Origin of the sequence: Tersicoccus mangrovi (assembly GCF_036881825.1) — a bacterium.
GTDB lineage: Bacteria > Actinomycetota > Actinomycetes > Actinomycetales > Micrococcaceae > Tersicoccus > Tersicoccus mangrovi.
This window is the reverse complement of the sequence record NZ_JBAJMW010000003.1, coordinates 1-17351: the sequence shown is the minus strand read 5'-3', so window position 1 is coordinate 17351 and position 17351 is coordinate 1. Positions and strand designations below refer to the sequence as shown.

9 protein-coding genes are annotated in these 17351 nt (G+C 71.5%); 8 read left to right on the top strand and 1 reads right to left on the bottom strand.

The window, feature by feature from the left end; genetic code table 11:
* The 5 genes from cysS to V6N00_RS06155 all read left to right on the top strand — a co-directional run bounded on the left by cysS (window position 1) and on the right by V6N00_RS06155 (window position 5940).
* Window positions 1–1515: a cysteine--tRNA ligase gene (cysS, locus tag V6N00_RS06175; RefSeq protein WP_334231212.1), complete on the top strand. Its 1515-nt coding sequence runs from the start codon at window positions 1–3 to the stop codon at window positions 1513–1515.
* Between the two features lie 113 nt (window positions 1516–1628).
* On the top strand, window positions 1629–2621 hold the full coding sequence (rlmB, locus tag V6N00_RS06170; protein WP_334231211.1) for a 23S rRNA (guanosine(2251)-2'-O)-methyltransferase RlmB: 993 nt from the start codon (window positions 1629–1631) through the stop codon (window positions 2619–2621).
* 115 nt (window positions 2622–2736) lie between these two features.
* On the top strand, window positions 2737–4911 hold the full coding sequence (gene glgX, locus V6N00_RS06165) for a glycogen debranching protein GlgX (RefSeq protein ID WP_334231631.1): 2175 nt from the start codon (window positions 2737–2739) through the stop codon (window positions 4909–4911).
* A 2-nt stretch (window positions 4912–4913) separates the two neighbouring features.
* A complete protein-coding gene (locus V6N00_RS06160; RefSeq protein ID WP_334231210.1) occupies window positions 4914–5402 on the top strand; it encodes a guanyl-specific ribonuclease in 489 nt (162 codons plus the stop codon).
* A 58-nt stretch (window positions 5403–5460) separates the two neighbouring features.
* Window positions 5461–5940: a barstar family protein gene (locus V6N00_RS06155; protein WP_334231209.1), complete on the top strand. Its 480-nt coding sequence runs from the start codon at window positions 5461–5463 to the stop codon at window positions 5938–5940.
* Window positions 5941–6014: 74 nt separating this feature from the next.
* On the opposite strand, the gene glgP is transcribed toward V6N00_RS06155, so the two are convergent.
* Window positions 6015–8579, bottom strand: a complete 2565-nt coding sequence (gene glgP, locus V6N00_RS06150; RefSeq protein WP_334231208.1) for an alpha-glucan family phosphorylase — start codon at window positions 8577–8579, stop codon at window positions 6015–6017.
* 168 nt (window positions 8580–8747) lie between these two features.
* Here glgP and V6N00_RS06145 point away from each other — a divergent pair, with 168 nt between their 5' ends.
* The 3 genes from V6N00_RS06145 to glgB are packed head-to-tail and all read left to right on the top strand — an operon-like array spanning window position 8748 to window position 16818.
* On the top strand, window positions 8748–10901 hold the full coding sequence (locus V6N00_RS06145) for an alpha-1,4-glucan--maltose-1-phosphate maltosyltransferase (protein ID WP_465192873.1): 2154 nt from the start codon (window positions 8748–8750) through the stop codon (window positions 10899–10901).
* On the top strand, window positions 10898–12670 hold the full coding sequence (gene treS / locus V6N00_RS06140; RefSeq protein WP_334231206.1) for a maltose alpha-D-glucosyltransferase: 1773 nt from the start codon (window positions 10898–10900) through the stop codon (window positions 12668–12670). Before V6N00_RS06145 ends, treS begins: the two co-directional genes overlap by 4 nt.
* 14 nt (window positions 12671–12684) lie before the next feature.
* Entirely contained in the window at window positions 12685–16818 is a 4134-nt protein-coding gene (gene glgB / locus V6N00_RS06135; protein WP_334231205.1) for a 1,4-alpha-glucan branching protein GlgB, read from the top strand.
* Window positions 16819–17351 lie beyond the last annotated feature (533 nt).

Genomic DNA, 17351 nt, shown 5'->3' with positions numbered 1-17351 from the left:
GTGACGCTGCGCCTCCACGACTCCAAGTCCGCCACCGTCGTCCCCTTCACCCCCGTGGTGCCCGGCCGGGCCAGTGTCTACTACTGCGGGGCCACCGTGCAGAGCGAACCGCACCTGGGGCACCTGCGCTCGGCCCTGAGCTTCGACCTGCTGACCCGCTGGCTCGAGGCCACCGGCCTGGACGTGACCGTGGTCCGGAACGTCACCGACATCGACGACAAGATCCTGGCCAACGCCGCGGCCTCCGCCGCGGACGGCTACGCCGGTCCGCACCCTCACGAGCCGTGGTGGGGCCTGGCCTACCGCGTCGAGCAGCAGTTCGAGGCCGCTTACGCCGCGATCGGCGTGCGCCGGCCCACCTACGAACCGCGCGCCACCGGCCACATCACCGAGATGCACGCCCTCGTCCACGAGCTGGTGCAGCGCGGACACGCCTACCCGGCCGAGGACGGGTCCGGTGACGTGTACTTCGACGTCCGGTCCTGGCCCGATTACGGCGCTCTGACCCGGCAGTCCGTCGACGACATGCAGGACGCCGCCGACGCGGACCCGCGCGGCAAGCGCGACCCCCGCGACTTCGCCCTGTGGAAGGGTTACAAGGAGGGGGAGCCGGAGACGGCGTCGTGGCCCGATCCGCTCGGTCGGCCGGACCTGCGCGGTCGTCCCGGCTGGCATCTGGAGTGCTCGGCGATGGCCGGCAAGTACCTCGGCACCGAGTTCGACATCCACGGCGGCGGCCTCGACCTGCGCTTCCCTCACCACGAGAACGAGCTCGCCCAGTCCACGGCCGCGGGCCACCGGTTCGCCCGGGTGTGGATGCACAACGGCCTCGTCACCCTCGAGGGTGAGAAGATGAGCAAGTCGGCCTTCCACTTCGTCACCGCGGCCGACGTGCTCGCCGGCGCCGAGCCCGTGGTCGTGCGCTACTTCATGACCGCGACCCACTACCGGTCGGTGCTGGACTTCCGCCCCGCGACCGGCGACGACGGCGGCTCACTCGCCGAGGCCGCGGCCGCGTACGGGCGGATCCGCACGTTCGTCCGCAACGCCGCCCGCGCAGTCCCGCGGCAGGGAACCCGTCTCCCCGAGGCCGGCGACGAGTCGGGGCAGGCGATGGCGGCGCGTGCCGCGTCGCTGCCGGCCGCCTTCACCGCAGCGATGGACGACGACCTGAACATCCCGGCGGCCCTCGGCGTCGTGCACGAGACGGTGCGCCGCGGCAACTCCGCGCTCGCGGCCGGCGACGGCGAGGCGGCCGCCGCGGCCCTCGCCGACGTCCGGGCGATGACCGGGGTGCTCGGCCTCGACCCGCTCGACCCTGCCTGGAACGCCGGAGGCGACCTCTCCGCCGCCGACGAGGCGCTCGATGCCCTCGTCACCGCGCGACTGGCCGACCGCGCCGCCGCCCGCGGTGCCCGGGACTTCGCCGCCGCCGACGCGATCCGGGACGGCCTGACCGCCGCCGGCATCGTGATCGAGGACGGCAAGGACGGCTCCACCTGGTCGCTGGGCTGACCCGGGGAGGGGGCACCCGGACGGGCACGCCCGGGTCGGTAGACTGTGTTACTCGCGTGTCCACCCCACCCGGGGCGGCCGTGGCGAGCACCAGCTGAACAACGGAAGGTCCCATGCCGAACAAGCCGCGCGCCGGAGCCATCCGCAAGCACAAGAAGGGCCCCTCCTCCGGCACCGGGGGACTGGGCCGCAAGGCCCTCGAGGGCCGGGGCCCCACACCGAAGGCCGAGGACCGGCCCTACCACAAGGCCTTCAAGGCCAAACAGGCCGCCCAGCGCCGCGGCGGCAGCAGCAGCGGTACGAGCGGGGCGGCGTCCCCCCACACGCGCACGCGACGGGACAAGGCCGAGGAGATGGTCACCGGCCGCAACTCCGTCCTGGAGGCCCTGCAGGCCGTGGTCCCCGCGCGCACCCTCTACGTCGCCGTCCGCATCGAGAGCGACGACCGGGTGCGGAACATCCTCAAGCTCGCCGCCGAGCAGTCCGTCCCGGTGCTGCAGGTCCACAAGACCGAGCTGGACCGGCTGACGCTCGACGCGGTTCACCAGGGCGTCGCCCTGCAGATCCCGCCCTACGAGTACGGCGACGCCGTCGAGCTCGGCCAGAAGCTGGCGGACCAGTGGGAGAAGGGCTACCTGCGCACCGCGCCGCTGATCGTCGCGCTCGACGGGGTGACCGACCCGCGCAACCTCGGCGCCATCATCCGCAGCGTCGCCGCGTTCGGCGGCCACGGCGTCGTCATCCCCGAGCGCCGCTCCGCGACGATGACGGCCACGGCCTGGAAGACCAGCGCCGGCGCGGCAGTGCGGGTGCCCGTGAACCGGGCCACCAACCTCAACCGCACCCTCGAGGGCTACCGCAAGCTCGGGATCCGGGTGGTCGGCCTCGACGGTGACGGCGAGATCTCCCTGCCGTCGCTGGACGCGGGCGAGGAGCCGTTGTGCGTCGTCGTCGGGTCCGAGGGCAAGGGACTGTCCCGGCTCACCCGGCAGACGTGCGACTCGATCGTCTCCATCCCGATCGACGCCGCGACGGAGTCGCTGAACGCGTCGATGGCCGTCGGCATCACCCTGTACGAGGTCGCGCGCAGCCGCCCCTCCGCCTGACCCGCCCGATGCGCGGCTGACCGCGTCGCCGGCACGGCCGTCCCTCCGCCCCGCGGACCCAACCGACCGAACGAGACCCATCGTGACCCAGACCGTCCCGAATCCGACCGGCCCCATGCAGACCGTGGACCCGCGTCGTCGTCCGCCGCGGGAACTGCGTCCGGCCTCGGCGCTCCGGTCCTTCCCGTGGCCGCTCGGCGTCAGCGCCGTGCACGACACGGCAGAGCACCGAGCGGAGCCCCGATCAGAGCACCGAGCCGAGCACAAGGGGGACCAGCGGGACGGTGCGGTCAACGTCGCCGTCTTCGCCCCGGGAGTCGCCGCGCTCGCCGTCGTGCACGAGACCGCGGACTCGGGCTGGGTGCAGACCCCGCTCGACGCGGTGGAGGACGGCGTCCACCACGGCGTGGTCGAGGACCTGCCCGTCGGCGCCAGGTACCACCTGCTCGACGACCAGGACCCGGCCGGCACCCTCCTGCTGGACCCCTACGCCCGGGGCCTGACCGAGGGGGAGGACGGGGAACCGGTCGCCGCGGTCCGGGTGGACGGCACCTTCGACTGGGACGGCGACGCCGCCCCGCGCACCCCGTGGCGGGACACCGTCGTCTACGAGGCGCACGTCGTGGGCCTGACGAAGCTCCACCCGGACGTCCCCGAGGAGCTGCGCGGCACCTACGCGGGCCTGGCGCACCCGGCGATGCTGGCCCACCTCACCCGGCTCGGGGTCACCGCGATCGAGCTGCTGCCCATCCACGCCCACGCCGACGAGCCGCACCTGGCCGCGCTCGGCCTGACCAACTACTGGGGCTACAACACGCTGGGCTTCTTCGCCCCGCACCCCGGGTACGCCACGGAGGCCAGCCGGGCGGCCGGCCCGCAGGCCGTGCTCGACGAGGTCAAAGGCATGATCGCGGCCCTGCACGAGGCCGGTCTCGAGGTGATCCTCGACGTCGTGTACAACCACACCGCCGAGGGCGGCAAGGACCAGCCGGCCCGCAGCTGGCGGGGCCTGGGGGACCGCACCTACTACCGTCACAGCGATCCGCACACCTACGAGGACACGACCGGCTGCGGCAACAGCCTGGACTACTCGCAGCCACGGGTCGTGCAGCTCGCGCTGGACTCCCTGCGTTACTGGGTGGAGCAGTGCCACGTCGACGGCTTCCGTTTCGACCTGGCGCCGACGCTGTGCCGGGATGCGGACAACGTCTTCACCAACCGGCATCCCTTCCTGGTCGCGGCAGCCGCCGATCCGGTCCTCGCCCCGGTCAAGCTGATCGCCGAGCCCTGGGACGTCGGCATGGGCGGCTGGCAGACCGGCAACTTCCCGCGCGGGTGGGCCGACTGGAACGACGGGTTCCGCGACGTCGCCCGCACCTTCTGGCTCTCGGACCAGGCCGCGCTCGACGCCGGCCGCCCGGGTGGCTCCCTCGCGGCCCTCGGGGGCGCGCTCGCCGGTTCGGCCTCGACGTTCGCCGAGTCCGGCCGGTCTCCGCTCGCGTCGGTCAACCTCGTCACCGCGCACGACGGCTTCACCCTCGCCGACCTGACGACCTACGACGGCAAGCACAACGAGGCCAACGGGGAGGACAACCGGGACGGCTCGGACAACAACCGCAGCTGGAACCACGGGGTCGAGGGCCCGACGACGGGCCACCGGGTGCTCCGGGCCCGCGAGCGCACGCAGCGCAACCTGATGGCGACGCTGCTGCTCTCGCTCGGGGTGCCGATGATCACGGCCGGGGACGAGATCGGCCGTACCCAGCACGGCAACAACAACGCCTACAGCCAGAACACCGCGATCTCCTGGGTCGACTGGCACCTCGACGAGCGGGCGCGGCGGATGCTGCGGGCCACTCGCAGGCTGATCCGCGTGCGGCGGGAGTTCCTCGCCCACCAGCCCGCGGACTACTCGCGGAACCCGGAGCGGCAGTACCTGCACTGGTACGGCACCGCGGGGTACCCGATGACCGAGCAGGAGTGGACGAACCCGCACGTGCGCGTGCTGCAGCTGCTCCTGGGGTCCCCGGAGGGCGAGATCGAGGGGCTGCTCGTCATCAACGGGTCAGCCAACTCCTCCCACGTCACGCTGCCCGACGTCGGTTTCAGCCGGCTGCCGGACGACGACCTGAACGGGACCGCTGGGGAGGGAGAGGGGGAGGGCTTCGTCCTGCGGCTGAGCACCGACCCCGGGACCGACCAACGCAAGGACGAACGGTTGACCAGCGACGAGGTCTTCACGGCACCGGCCCAGAGCATCACCGTCTTCCGGCGCGACCGGGAGGTCTGAGCGTGGTTCGGCGCCCACCCGAGTCCGGGAGGCCGACTCCCCGCCGCTCCGCCCTCGCCCGGGTCGCCGCGATCGTCGCCGCGCTGCTGCTCGCGGGCCTGCTCGGCGGGTGTTTCGCTCCCGGTCAGGGCGCCTCCGCGCCGGCCGCCGGGACGGCCGGCGCCTCGGCGAACCGGACGTCGACGAGCGAGCGCGACGCCCGGTCCGGTCTGCCCACCGTCGCCGCCTCGGCCCTGCCCCGGCAGGCCCAGCAGACCCTCGATCTCATCCGCCGCGGCGGCCCGTATCCGTACGAGCAGGACGGCTCGGTGTTCGGCAACTTCGAGCGGATCCTGCCCAGCCGCCCGCGCGGCTACTACCACGAGTACACCGTGCGCACGCCGGGCGAGTCGGATCGGGGCGCCCGGCGGATCATCGCCGGCTCCGACGGCGAGAAGTACTGGACGGCGGACCACTACGCGAGCTTCCGGGCCATCCGGGAGGACCGATGATGCGCCCCGGCCGCGCGGCCGTCACGCCACGGACGGGCACAGCCGGAGGAGGACGACCGTGGAGCAGCTGACCCTGTCGCAGTGGCGCCGCCGGCGCCACGAATCCGACACCGAGCGGCCCGATGCCACCCCGCCGGGAGCCGATCCGGGAACCAGAACCGGTCGGGACGAAGCGGTATGGTCCGACGACGTGCCCGTGCGCGAGGTGGCGTCGGGCACCGACCGGGCCGAGGCACTGGCCGCCCTCGCCCGGGCGCTCGCGTTCCCCGCCCACTTCAGTGGCACCCTCGACGCCCTGGCCGACAGCCTGCGCGACGCCGCGCGCACCCCGTTCACGCTCGTCTGGGTCGTCGACCCGGCGCTTCCCGCCGTCGACGCCGATCGGATCACCGACGTGCTCGCCTTCGTCGAGGAGGAGGCGGCCGACGGTGCCGGAGATCGTCCCGAGCGGCCCGGTGCCCGGGCCACCCACGGTGCCGCGGCCACGCCCGTCGCGCCCGCACGGCCGCGGTTCCGGGTCGTCGTCGTCCGTCCCTGACCCCGGACCTCAGCACACGCAGAAGGGGCCGGACCACGCCGCAGCGTGACCCGGCCCCGTCGGGCGTCGGCCCGTCAGGCCGGGGTCGCGATCAGCCCCAGCTCGGCCTTGCTCGCCATCCGGTCGATCGAGGGCAGCGCCCGCACGGTGTAGCCGAAGGGCCCCGAGCGGTCCACCACGAGGGTCCCGGTGAACCGGGCGCGGCCGTTGCCGAGGTCCTCGGCCGGCGTCAGGTCGGCGAAGGCCCGGTCGTGGATGTGGTCGGACTCGGAGACCCGGCCGTAGCCGACCTCCACGTCGACGTCGTCGGTGCTCAGCCCGCCGAGCGAGACGTACGCGTTGATCGTCAGGATGTCGCCGATCTGCGGGGCGTCGGTGACGCCCTCGGCGTCCACGTGCTCCACGTGCACCGACGGCCACGACCCGCGGATCTTCTGGTCCCAGCGGGCGGCGGCACGGGCCGCCGCGTGGTCGTCCTGCGCCACGTGGCGGCCGGACTCGGCGGCCGGCGTGTACAGGCGGTTGACGTAGTCCATCACCATGCGCTCGGCGGAGACCGCCGGGCCGAGGGTGGCCAGCGTGTGCTTGATCGCCGCGACCCACTGGTGCGGAACACCGTCGGTGGAGTCGCCCGCGGCCTGCTCCGAGCCGTAGAACATGGGCGCGACCGACTTCTCGATCAGCTCGTACAGCGCCGCGGCCTCGATGTCGTCCCGCTCGTCCGGGGTGGCCCGGTTGTCCGCGGTCGGGATGGCCCAGCCGTTGCGGCCGTCGTAGAGCTCGTCCCACCAGCCGTCGCGCACCGAGAGGTTCAGGCCGCCGTTCAGCGCCGCCTTCATGCCGGAGGTGCCGCACGCCTCGAGCGGGCGCAGCGGGTTGTTCAGCCACACGTCGCAGCCCGGGAACAGGGTCCGTGCCATCGCGATGTCGTAGTTGGGCAGGAACACGATGCGGTGCCGCACCTCGGGGTCGTCGGTGAACCGGACGAGGTCCTGGATCATCCGCTTGCCCTGCTCGTCGGCCGGGTGGGACTTGCCGGCGACGACGATCTGGATGGGCCGCTCGGGGTCCAGGAGCAGCCGTTTGAGCCGGGCGGGGTCGCGCAGCATCAGCGTCAGCCGCTTGTAGGTGGGCACGCGGCGGGCGAATCCGATGGTCAGCACGTCCGGGTCGAGGACGTCGTCCGTCCACGCCAGTTCCGCGTCCGCGGCACCGCGCGCGGTCCAGGACGTGCGCAGGCGGCGCCGGACGTCGGCGATCAGCGAGGAGCGCAGCTCCCGGCGCAGCCCCCACACCTCGGCGTCGTCCACCTGGAACACCTCGGACCAGTCCGGGGTCGGGCCGAACTTCGTCCGGGCCAGGTCCACGATTCTCGGGTCCACCCAGGTCGGCACGTGCACGCCGTTGGTGACCGAGGTGATCGGGATCTCCTCGTGGTCGAAGCCCGGCCAGAGGCCGGCGAACATCTCGCGGGAGACGACGCCGTGCAGCTTGGCGACGCCGTTGGCGCGCTGCGCGAGCCGCAGCCCCATGACCGCCATGTTGAACGTCGACGGGTTGCCGCCCGGGTAGGTCTCGGCGCCGAGAGCGAGGATGTTGGTGACCGGCACCGACGGGGCCAGGCCCGCATGGAAGAAGTGCTGGATCTGGGCGCTCTCGAACCGGTCGATGCCGGCGGGCACCGGGGTGTGCGTCGTGAACACGGTGGCCGCGCGGACCGAGACGAGCGCCTCGTCCCAGCTCAGGCCGCTGTCCATGAGTTCGCGGATGCGTTCGACGCCGAGGAAGCCGGCGTGCCCCTCGTTGGTGTGGAACACCTCCGGCTCGATGCCGTCGGTGAGCCGGGCGAAGGCGCGCAGCGCCTTGACGCCGCCCATGCCGAGCAGCAGCTCCTGCTGGAGCCGGTGGTCCCCGCCGCCGCCGTACAGGCGGTCGGTGATGGTCCGTGCGGCGTCGTCGTTGCCGGGGACGTTCGAGTCGAGCAGCAGCAGCGGCACGCGGCCGACGTCGGCCTTCCACACGTGGGCGAGCAGCTGGCGTCCGGCGGGCAGGGGCAGGCGGATCTCGACGGGGGTGCCGTCGTCCTCGCGCAGCAGAGAGAGGGGCAGGCCGTCGGGGTCGATGACGGGGTAGGTCTCCTCCTGCCACGCGTCGCGGGACAGGGACTGCTTGAAGTAGCCAGCCTGGTAGAGCAGGCCGACGCCGATGAGGGGAACGCCGAGGTCGGAGGCGGACTTGAGGTGGTCACCGGCGAGGATGCCGAGGCCGCCGGAGTACTGGGGGAGCACGGCGTCGATACCGAACTCGGGGGAGAAGTAGGCGATGCAGGCGGGCGCCTCGCTGCCGAGGGACTGGTACCAGCGCGGGCGCGACAGGTACTCCTGTAGGCCGGCGCCCAGCTCCTGGATCCGGGAGACGAGGGCGGCGTCCCCGGCGATCGTCTGCAGCTGGCCCCGGGTCAGGGTCGCGAGCAGTTCGACGGGGTCGGCGGTGCGAGCCCAGATCTCGGGGGCGATGTCGCCGAACAGGCGGCGGGTGGGTTCGTGCCACGACCAGCGCAGGTTGGTCGCGAGGGTGCTCAGCGGAGCGATGGCCTCGGGCAGGACGGTGCGGACGGTGAACCGGCGGATAGCTTTCACGCGCCACACAGTAGCCGATCGATGTGACGTACGACGCATATTGCGTAAACGCTTACGTCCATGTCGCGTGGCGTCGTGCCCTCGTGGACGCCGACGGGTCGATCGAGCCGTCGTCCACCCGCCGCCCGGCCGTCCATGACATCAGTGGCCTTCGCAATCCCGGCATCAATGGCTAACGTCTACCGTGTGACTACTCCAGCCGCGGCCGCGAGTCGCCCCGCAGGACAGGACAAGCCCGTACCAGCAGGTCAACACGCAGGAACGGTTCCGACCGGAGCTCATGGGGGTCCCACCCGCGCGCCCGGTGCGGTGACCCAGGGCCTGCGCTTCGACCGCATCCCCGTCACCGAGGTGGCGCCCGTCGTCGACGGCGGCGCCTTCGCCGCGAAGGCCATCCCGGGCGAGGACCTGCAGGTCGGCGCCACCGTGTTCCGGGAGGGACACGACCGGCTCGGCGCCACGGCCGTCCTCTACGACCCGGACGGCATCGAGGTCCAGCGCTCCCGGATGGTCGAGCACGTGCCCGGCACCGACCGGTACACGACGACGCTGCGCCCGCAGGGCCTCGGCGCGTGGAGCTTCACCATCGAGAGCTGGGCCGACCTCTACGGCACCTGGGAGCACGACGCGACCATCAAGGTGGCCGCCGGTGTCGACGTCGACCTGATGCTCGACGAGGGTGCCGCCCTCCTCGAGCGCGGAGCGCAGGAGTCCGACCGAGACGCGGAGGACGCACGGACGCTGCGGACCGCCGCCGCCCGGATCGGCGACACGACCCTGCCCGCCGGGGAGCGCCTCGCCGCGGGCATCAGCCCGCAGGTGCACGCGGTGATCGACCGCCGGCCGATCCGCGAGTTGGTCAGCGCCACGCGGCACTGGCCCGTCACGGTCGAGCGCGAGCGTGCCGGCCGCGCGTCCTGGTACGAGTTCTTCCCCCGCTCGGAGGGCGCGAGCTGGGACCCCGCGACCGGGCAGTGGACGTCGGGCACCTTCCGCACCGCGATCGAGCGGCTCGACGCCGTCGCCGCGATGGAGTTCGACGTCGTCTACCTGCCCCCGATCCACCCGATCGGCCGCACCAACCGCAAGGGCCCGAACAATACGCTGGTCGCCGGCCCGGGCGACCCCGGTTCCCCGTGGGCCATCGGCGCCGCCGAGGGCGGCCACGACACCATCCACCCGGACCTCGGCGGCTTCGAGGACTTCGACGCCTTCGTGGCGCGCACCCGCGAGCTCGGCATGGAGGTCGCACTCGACCTCGCGCTGCAGTGCACCCCGGACCACCCGTGGGTCACCGAGCACCCGGAGTGGTTCACGACGCGCATCGACGGGTCCATCGCCTTCGCCGAGAACCCGCCGAAGAAGTACCAGGACATCTACCCGCTCAACTTCGACAACGACCCCGAGGGCCTGTCGAACGAGGTGCTGCGGATCGTGCGGCTGTGGATGGACCACGGCGTGCGCACCTTCCGCGTGGACAACCCGCACACCAAGCCGCTGTGGTTCTGGGAGTGGCTGATCGGCCAGGTCAACGCGACCGACCCCGACGTCGTGTTCCTCGCCGAGGCGTTCACGCGCCCGCCGATGATGCACGGCCTCGGCAAGGCCGGGTTCCAGCAGTCCTACTCGTACTTCACGTGGCGGAACACGAAGGAGGAGATCCTCGACTACTTCACCGAGGTCTCCCACGAGACGCCGGCGTTCTACCGGCCGAACTTCTTCGTCAACACCCCCGACATCCTCACGCCGTACCTGCAGTACTCCGGCCCTGCGGGATTCAAGATCCGCGCGGTGCTCGCGGCGACCGGCAGCCCGCTGTGGGGCGTGTACTCCGGGTACGAGCTGTACGAGCACGTCGCTCGGCCCGGTGCCGAGGAGTACATCGACAACGAGAAGTTCGAGTACCGGCCCCGGGACTACGCCGCGGCCGAGGCCGAGGGCCGGTCCCTCGCCCCGTACATCACGCGCCTGAACGCCATCCGCCGCGCGCACCCGGCGCTCGGCGACCTGCAGAACCTCACCGTGGCGTCCACGACGGACGACCACACGGTGGCGTACGTCAAGCACAAGGCGAACCCGGACGGCACGAAGGACACGATCATCGTCGTCGTCAACCTCGACTCGCACGCCGCGCGGGAGGGGCTCGTCACCCTCGATCTCGATGCGCTGGAGCTGGATCCGGCGGATCTGGACGAGAACGGCCGGTTCTGGGTGGACGACCTGCTCTCGGGCAGCAGCTGGACGTGGGGCCGGGAGAACTACGTCCGGCTCGACCCGTGGCTCGAGCCGGCGCACATCTTCCACGTGCGGAGGGGCGCATGAGCGTACCGTCGGCGTTCGCCCTCAACGCCCCCGGTCTCGCCCACGACCCCCAGTGGTACCGCAAGGCGGTCTTCTACGAGGTCCTCGTCCGCGGGTTCGCCGACGCGAACGGAGACGGCTCGGGTGACTTCTCGGGCCTGATCGAGAAGCTCGACTACCTGCAGTGGCTCGGCATCGACTGCCTGTGGCTGCCCCCGTTCTTCGACTCGCCCCTGCGTGACGGCGGGTACGACATCGCGGACTACTACTCCGTGCTGGACGAGTTCGGCACCATCAGCGACTTCAAACGTCTGGTGGCCGAGGCCCACGCCCGCGGCCTGCGCGTCATCATCGACCTGCCGCTGAACCACACCTCGGACCAGCACGCCTGGTTCAAGGCGTCCCGCGAGGATCCGGAAGGTCCGTACGGGGACTTCTACGTGTGGAGTGACACGGACGAGAAGTACGAGGACGCGCGGATCATCTTCGTCGACACCGAGGAGTCGAACTGGACGTTCGACCCGGTGCGGCGCCAGTTCTTCTGGCACCGGTTCTTCTCCCACCAGCCGGACCTGAACTTCGAGAACCCGGCCGTCGTCGAGGCCGTGTTCGACGTCGTGAAGTTCTGGCTCGACCAGGGCGTCGACGGCTTCCGCGCCGACGCGATCCCGTATCTCTTCGAGGAGGACGGCACCAACTGCGAGAACCTGCCGGCGACGCACGGGTGCCTGCGGAGCCTCCGGTCCATGGTCGACGAGTTCTACCCCGGTCGTGTCATCATCGCCGAGGCGAACCAGCTGCCGAACGACGTCGTGGAGTACTTCGGGGACGCGGAGAATCCCGAGTGCCACATGTGCTTCCACTTCCCGATCATGCCGCGCCTGTTCTACGCCCTCCGGGACCAGAAGGCCGCGCCGATCGTCGAGACGATGAAGGACACCCCGAGCATCCCGGCCGGGGCGCAGTGGGGCACCTTCCTGCGGAACCACGACGAGCTGACCCTCGAGATGGTCACCACGGAGGAACGCCAGGTGATGCTCGGCTGGTACGCCCCGGACGCCCGGATGCGCGCCAACGTCGGCATCCGGCGGCGCCTGTCGCCGCTGCTGGACAACTCCCGCGCCGAGGTGGAGCTGATCCACGCCCTGCTGCTCGCCCTGCCCGGCAGCCCGTTCCTGTACTACGGGGACGAGATCGGGATGGGGGACAACATCTGGCTCGACGACCGCGACGCCTCCCGTACGCCGATGCAGTGGAACCCGGACCGCAACGCCGGGTTCTCCGTCGCGGACCCCGGCAAGCTCTACCTGCCGGTGATCCAGTCGCTCGTCTACCACTACAACCACGTCAATGTGGAGGCGCAGCTGGCGCACTCCTCGTCGTTGCTCCACTGGGTCCGGCAGATGCTGGGCGTGCGCAAGGCGCACCCGGCGTTCGGCCTCGGCGGCTACGAGAACGTCCGGGCGGACAACGAGCACATCCTCGCGTTCCTGCGGGAGATCCCGGACGCGGACGCCGAGGAGCACGGCGAGGCGGTGCTGTGCGTCTTCAACCTCTCGCAGCACCCGTCCTCCGCGGTCCTCGACCTGCCGCGCTTCGCGGGCCGCGGCCTGCGCGACGTCTTCGGCGGCACCCCGTTCCCGCCCGTGGGAGAGAACGGCCGGATCACCATCACGCTCGGCAGCCACGACTTCTTCTGGTTGCGCATGCGCTCGCCGTACTCGAACCCCGCCTCACCGGCCACCCAGGCACTGCCGGTGATCCTGCCCCAGCACGAGTTGTCGTCATGAAGGGAGAAGCCACGATGACGCTGACCCCCGACCTGACCGATCTGCTGCACCGCTGGCTCCCCGGCCAGCGCTGGTATCCCGCCCGCGGCAAGGGTGTGAGCCTGGCAGCCGTCGGCGGTTTCGAGCTGACCGATCCGGCCGGCCGCATCGGCATGAGGGTCCACCTGATCGCGATCGACTCCGGTGACCGGATCGACGTCGTCCAGGTGCCCTTGACCTACCGCCGCCGCGAGCACGTCCTGCACGGCATCGACCCGATCGGCAGCGTCCCGGCGGCCGAGGCGCCGCTGCCGGCCGTTGAGGCCGGTGCGGGCGACGAGCGTGTGGACGTGTACGACGGCGTCCGGGACCCCGTCCTGGTCGGCCTCTACCTCGACCTGATCACCGCGGGACCGGTCTTCGACGGCACGACATCGGCGACCGGCGACGGTGCAGCGATCGACGGTGACGGCGATGCCGCCGCCCCGCAGGGCCACCGCACCGGCCGGTGGGCCTCGACCCGCGCCGTGGGCGACCTGCCCACGGCGACGGTGCTCAGCGGCGAGCAGTCCAACACGTCGATCATCGTCGACGACCCGGACGCCCCGGCCATCATCAAGCTGTTCCGCGTGCTCGGCGCGGGCATGAACCCGGACGTCGAGGTCGGCATCGGACTGACCACCGCCGGGGTGGACGCCGTGGCCGCCACCTATGGGTGGATCGACGGCGCCTGGCAGCACCCCGAGCACGCCGCCGACGCGCAGCCGAGCAGGGACCCGCAGATCGACCACGGTCAGCTGGCCGTGCTCAGCGAGTTCATGGCCGGCAGCGAGGACGCGTGGCGCTCCGCCACCGCCGCGGCGCGGTCCGGCACCGACTTCACCGGGCCGGCCGCGGCCCTCGGCGAGGCGACCGCCCGGGTCCACGCCGGCCTGCGCGAGGCCTTCGGCAGCCAGGTGGCCGACGCCGGTCAGCGCGGCGACCTGCTGCGCGCGCTCGCCAGCCGGATCCGGTGGGCGTGGGCCGAGGCGGCCGACGCCGTGGGTCCCCACGACGACGCGATCCAGGCCGCCCTCGACGCCCTCGACCACGACGGCGAGGCGCCCGTCCTGCAGCGCATCCACGGCGACTACCACCTCGGCCAGGTCCTCGACTCCCCGCAGCGGGGGTGGATCCTGCTCGACTTCGAGGGCGAACCGCTGCGTCCGGTGGCCGAGCGGTCCCTGCCCGACACCGCCCTGCGCGACGTCGTCGGCATGCTCCGGTCCTTCGACTACGCGGGAGGCTTCGCGGCGCTGAACGGCGCCGACCCCGAGGCCGCCCGCGCCTGGACCGCCGCCGCCTCCGACGCCTTCCTGGACGGCTACCGCCGCGTGAGCGGGGAACCGGTCGACACCGGGTCGCCGCTCTACGTCGGCCTGTGGCTCGACAAGGCGCTCTACGAAGTGGTCTACGAACAGCGCAACCGGCCGGACTGGATCTCGGTCCCCGTGGGCGCGGTGCACCGCGCCCTGCGGGTGGGCACCGACGCATCCGCTCCGGCTCCGACGAAGGAGGATCCCACCATGATCAGGAAGATCCGGGCACCCCGGCCCGGCACGTCGTCGACCGAATCGGCGGCCGCTCCCGAGCAGGCGGCTCCGGCAGCGCCGGAGAGCGCGGCACCGGCCGCCGGTCAGGCCGGCGCAGCGGCCGGATCGGCACCGGACACGGACACCGACAAGGCCGCGACCGCGGCGACCGCCCCTGAGCCGTCGGCGTCCGGCGAGGACTCGGACGAGTCCGCGGCATCCGCGCCGCAGCAGCCGGCCTCCGCGCCGACCGCGAGCGGCGCCCCGCTGGACCGCAACCGCCCGGACCTGCCCGACGGGGATCCCGACGTCTCCCCGGAGGCGCTCGCCCAGGCGGCCAACCTCCATGTCAGCGCGGGCGCAGCATCCACCGCCGAGCCGGAGACCCGGCCGGCGGACGCCCGGCCCATCCCGGTGCCGACCGACGTGCTCGACGCCGTCGCCGCGGGCCGGTACTACAACCCGCACGGCATCCTCGGCGCCCACCTGGCTCCCGACGGCACCGTGACGGTGCGGACGCTGCGGCACATGGCGGCGTCGGTCGACGTCGTCACCCCGGACGGGACCACCGCGATGTCCCACGAGTACGGCGGCATCTGGACCGCGGTGCTCGAGACGCCCGAGGACGGTCACGTCCCGGACTACCGGCTCGACGTGACCTACGGGGACGGCGTCGCGCACCGGGTCGACGAGCCGTACCGGTTCATGCCGACGCTCGGCGAGCTGGATCTCCACCTGATCGGGGAGGGCCGCCACGAGACGCTGTGGACGGTGCTCGGTGCCCACGTGCAGGAGTACCCGTCGTCGATGGGCACGATCCACGGCACGAGCTTCGCCGTCTGGGCGCCCAACGCCCGGTCCGTCCGCGTGGTCGGTGACTTCAACGGCTGGGACGGCAAGGCGCACGGCATGCGAGCCCTCGGCTCGTCGGGCGTGTGGGAGATCTTCGTCCCGGACGCCGGCGCCGGCGCGACCTACAAGTTCGAGATCCTCGGCCAGGACGGCCAGTGGAGGATGAAGGCGGACCCGATGGCCCGCGGCACCGAGGTGCCCCCGCGCACCGGGTCGCGCGTCGTCGACTCGACCTACACCTTCGGCGACGACGAGTGGATCGCGCGGCGGTCCCGGCAGGACCCGCACAACGGTCCCATGAGCGTCTACGAGGTCCACCTCGGCTCGTGGCGCCTGGGCCTGGGCTACCGGGAGCTCACCGAGCAGCTCGTGGAGTACGTCTCGTGGCTGGGGTTCACCCACGTCGAGCTGATGCCCGTCGCCGAGCACCCCTTCGGCGGTTCGTGGGGCTACCAGGTCACCGGGTACTTCGCCCCGACGTCGCGCTTCGGCCACCCCGACGAGTTCAAGCACCTGGTGGACGCCCTCCACCAGGCGGGCATCGGCGTCATCATGGACTGGGTCCCGGCGCACTTCCCCAAGGACGAGTTCGCCCTGGCGAAGTTCGACGGGCAGCCCCTGTACGAGCACCCGGACCCGTTCCTCGGGGAACACCCGGACTGGGGCACGCTGATCTTCGACTTCGGCCGGCGCGAGGTGCGCAACTTCCTCGTGGCCAACGCGCTCTACTGGCTCGAGGAGTTCCACATCGACGGGCTGCGGGTCGACGCCGTCGCCTCGATGCTCTACCTGGACTACTCCCGCCAGGAGGGGCAGTGGCGGCCCAACCGGTTCGGCGGCCGCGAGAACCTCGAGGCGATCGGCTTCCTGCAGGAGGCGAACGCCACCGCCTACAAGCGGGTGCCCGGCATCGTCACCATCGCCGAGGAGTCGACCGCCTTCCCGGGTGTCACCCGGCCGACGGACCACAACGGCCTCGGGTTCGGGCTGAAGTGGAACATGGGCTGGATGCACGACTCGCTCTCGTACATCTCCGAGGATCCGGTCAACCGCGCCTACCACCACCACAAGGCCACGTTCTCGATGGTCTACGCGTACACGGAGAACTTCCTCCTGCCGATCAGCCACGACGAGGTCGTGCACGGCAAGGGCTCGATGCTGCGGAAGATGCCGGGCGACCGGTGGCAGCAGCTGGCCAACCTGCGTGCGTATCTGGCGTTCCAGTGGGCGCACCCGGGCAAGCAGCTGATCTTCATGGGCACCGAGTTCGGCCAGGAAGCCGAGTGGAACGAAGCGCACGGCCTGGACTGGTGGCTGACCGAGGCTCCGCCGCACCGTGGTGTGCAGCTGCTCGTCAAGGCGCTCAACGAGATCTACTCGTCCACGCCGGCCCTGTACCGCTGGGACAACGACCCGGCCGGGTTCGAGTGGATCGACGCCAACGACACCGGCCGGAACATGCTCACCTTCACCCGGTGGGATCCGCAGGGCAACCCGGTGGTCGTCGTCGCCAACTTCGCCGGCAACCCCCACCACGACGTCAAGCTGGCCCTGCCGTGGGCCGGCACGTGGGTCGAGGCGCTGAACACGGACGCCGAGGAGTTCGGTGGATCGGGCGTGGGCAACCAGGGGCGGATCACCGCGGTCGAGGGATCGTTCCAGGGCAAGCCGGCGTCGGCCACCGTGCAGGTGCCGCCGCTCGGGGTGCTCTACCTGACGCCCGCCACCGGGGACAGCGCCGGCTGACGTCCACCGGACCCGCGCGACGGGCCCTTCTTCCCCGGGATCCCGGGCCTCACGGCCGCTGGGAGCAGGGGAGGAAGGGCCCGTTTTGCACTGCCGCGCAGCCGGTGGTACAGTTTCATCTCGCGCCGATCGGAACGGTGAGACGCGAAGAGCCTCCCAGAGGCCACGCGAACACCGAGGATCGAACCGGAAACAGCCCCTCGAGGCGTATCCGGACTCCCTGGAGAAAACGGACGGAAACGGCCGATTTGGACAGAGAAGATCGGAGTGGTAAGTTAGACAAGTTGCTCCGGAGCGAAACGGAATGACGGAGAGGGATCCAAGAACAGGATCTCATGCCGCCGCTGAAACCGGAAGTGCCTGTTGTTTGAGAACTCAATAGTGTGTTGTTTTGTTTGTTGATGCCAGTTATTTACTGGTTGTGATGTCTGGCTGCCACCCCCGTGGTGGTCGGGATGTCATTGCCGGGATTGTTTTTTCGTTTTTTTGACGGAGAGTTTGATCCTGGCTCAGGACGAACGCTGGCGGCGTGC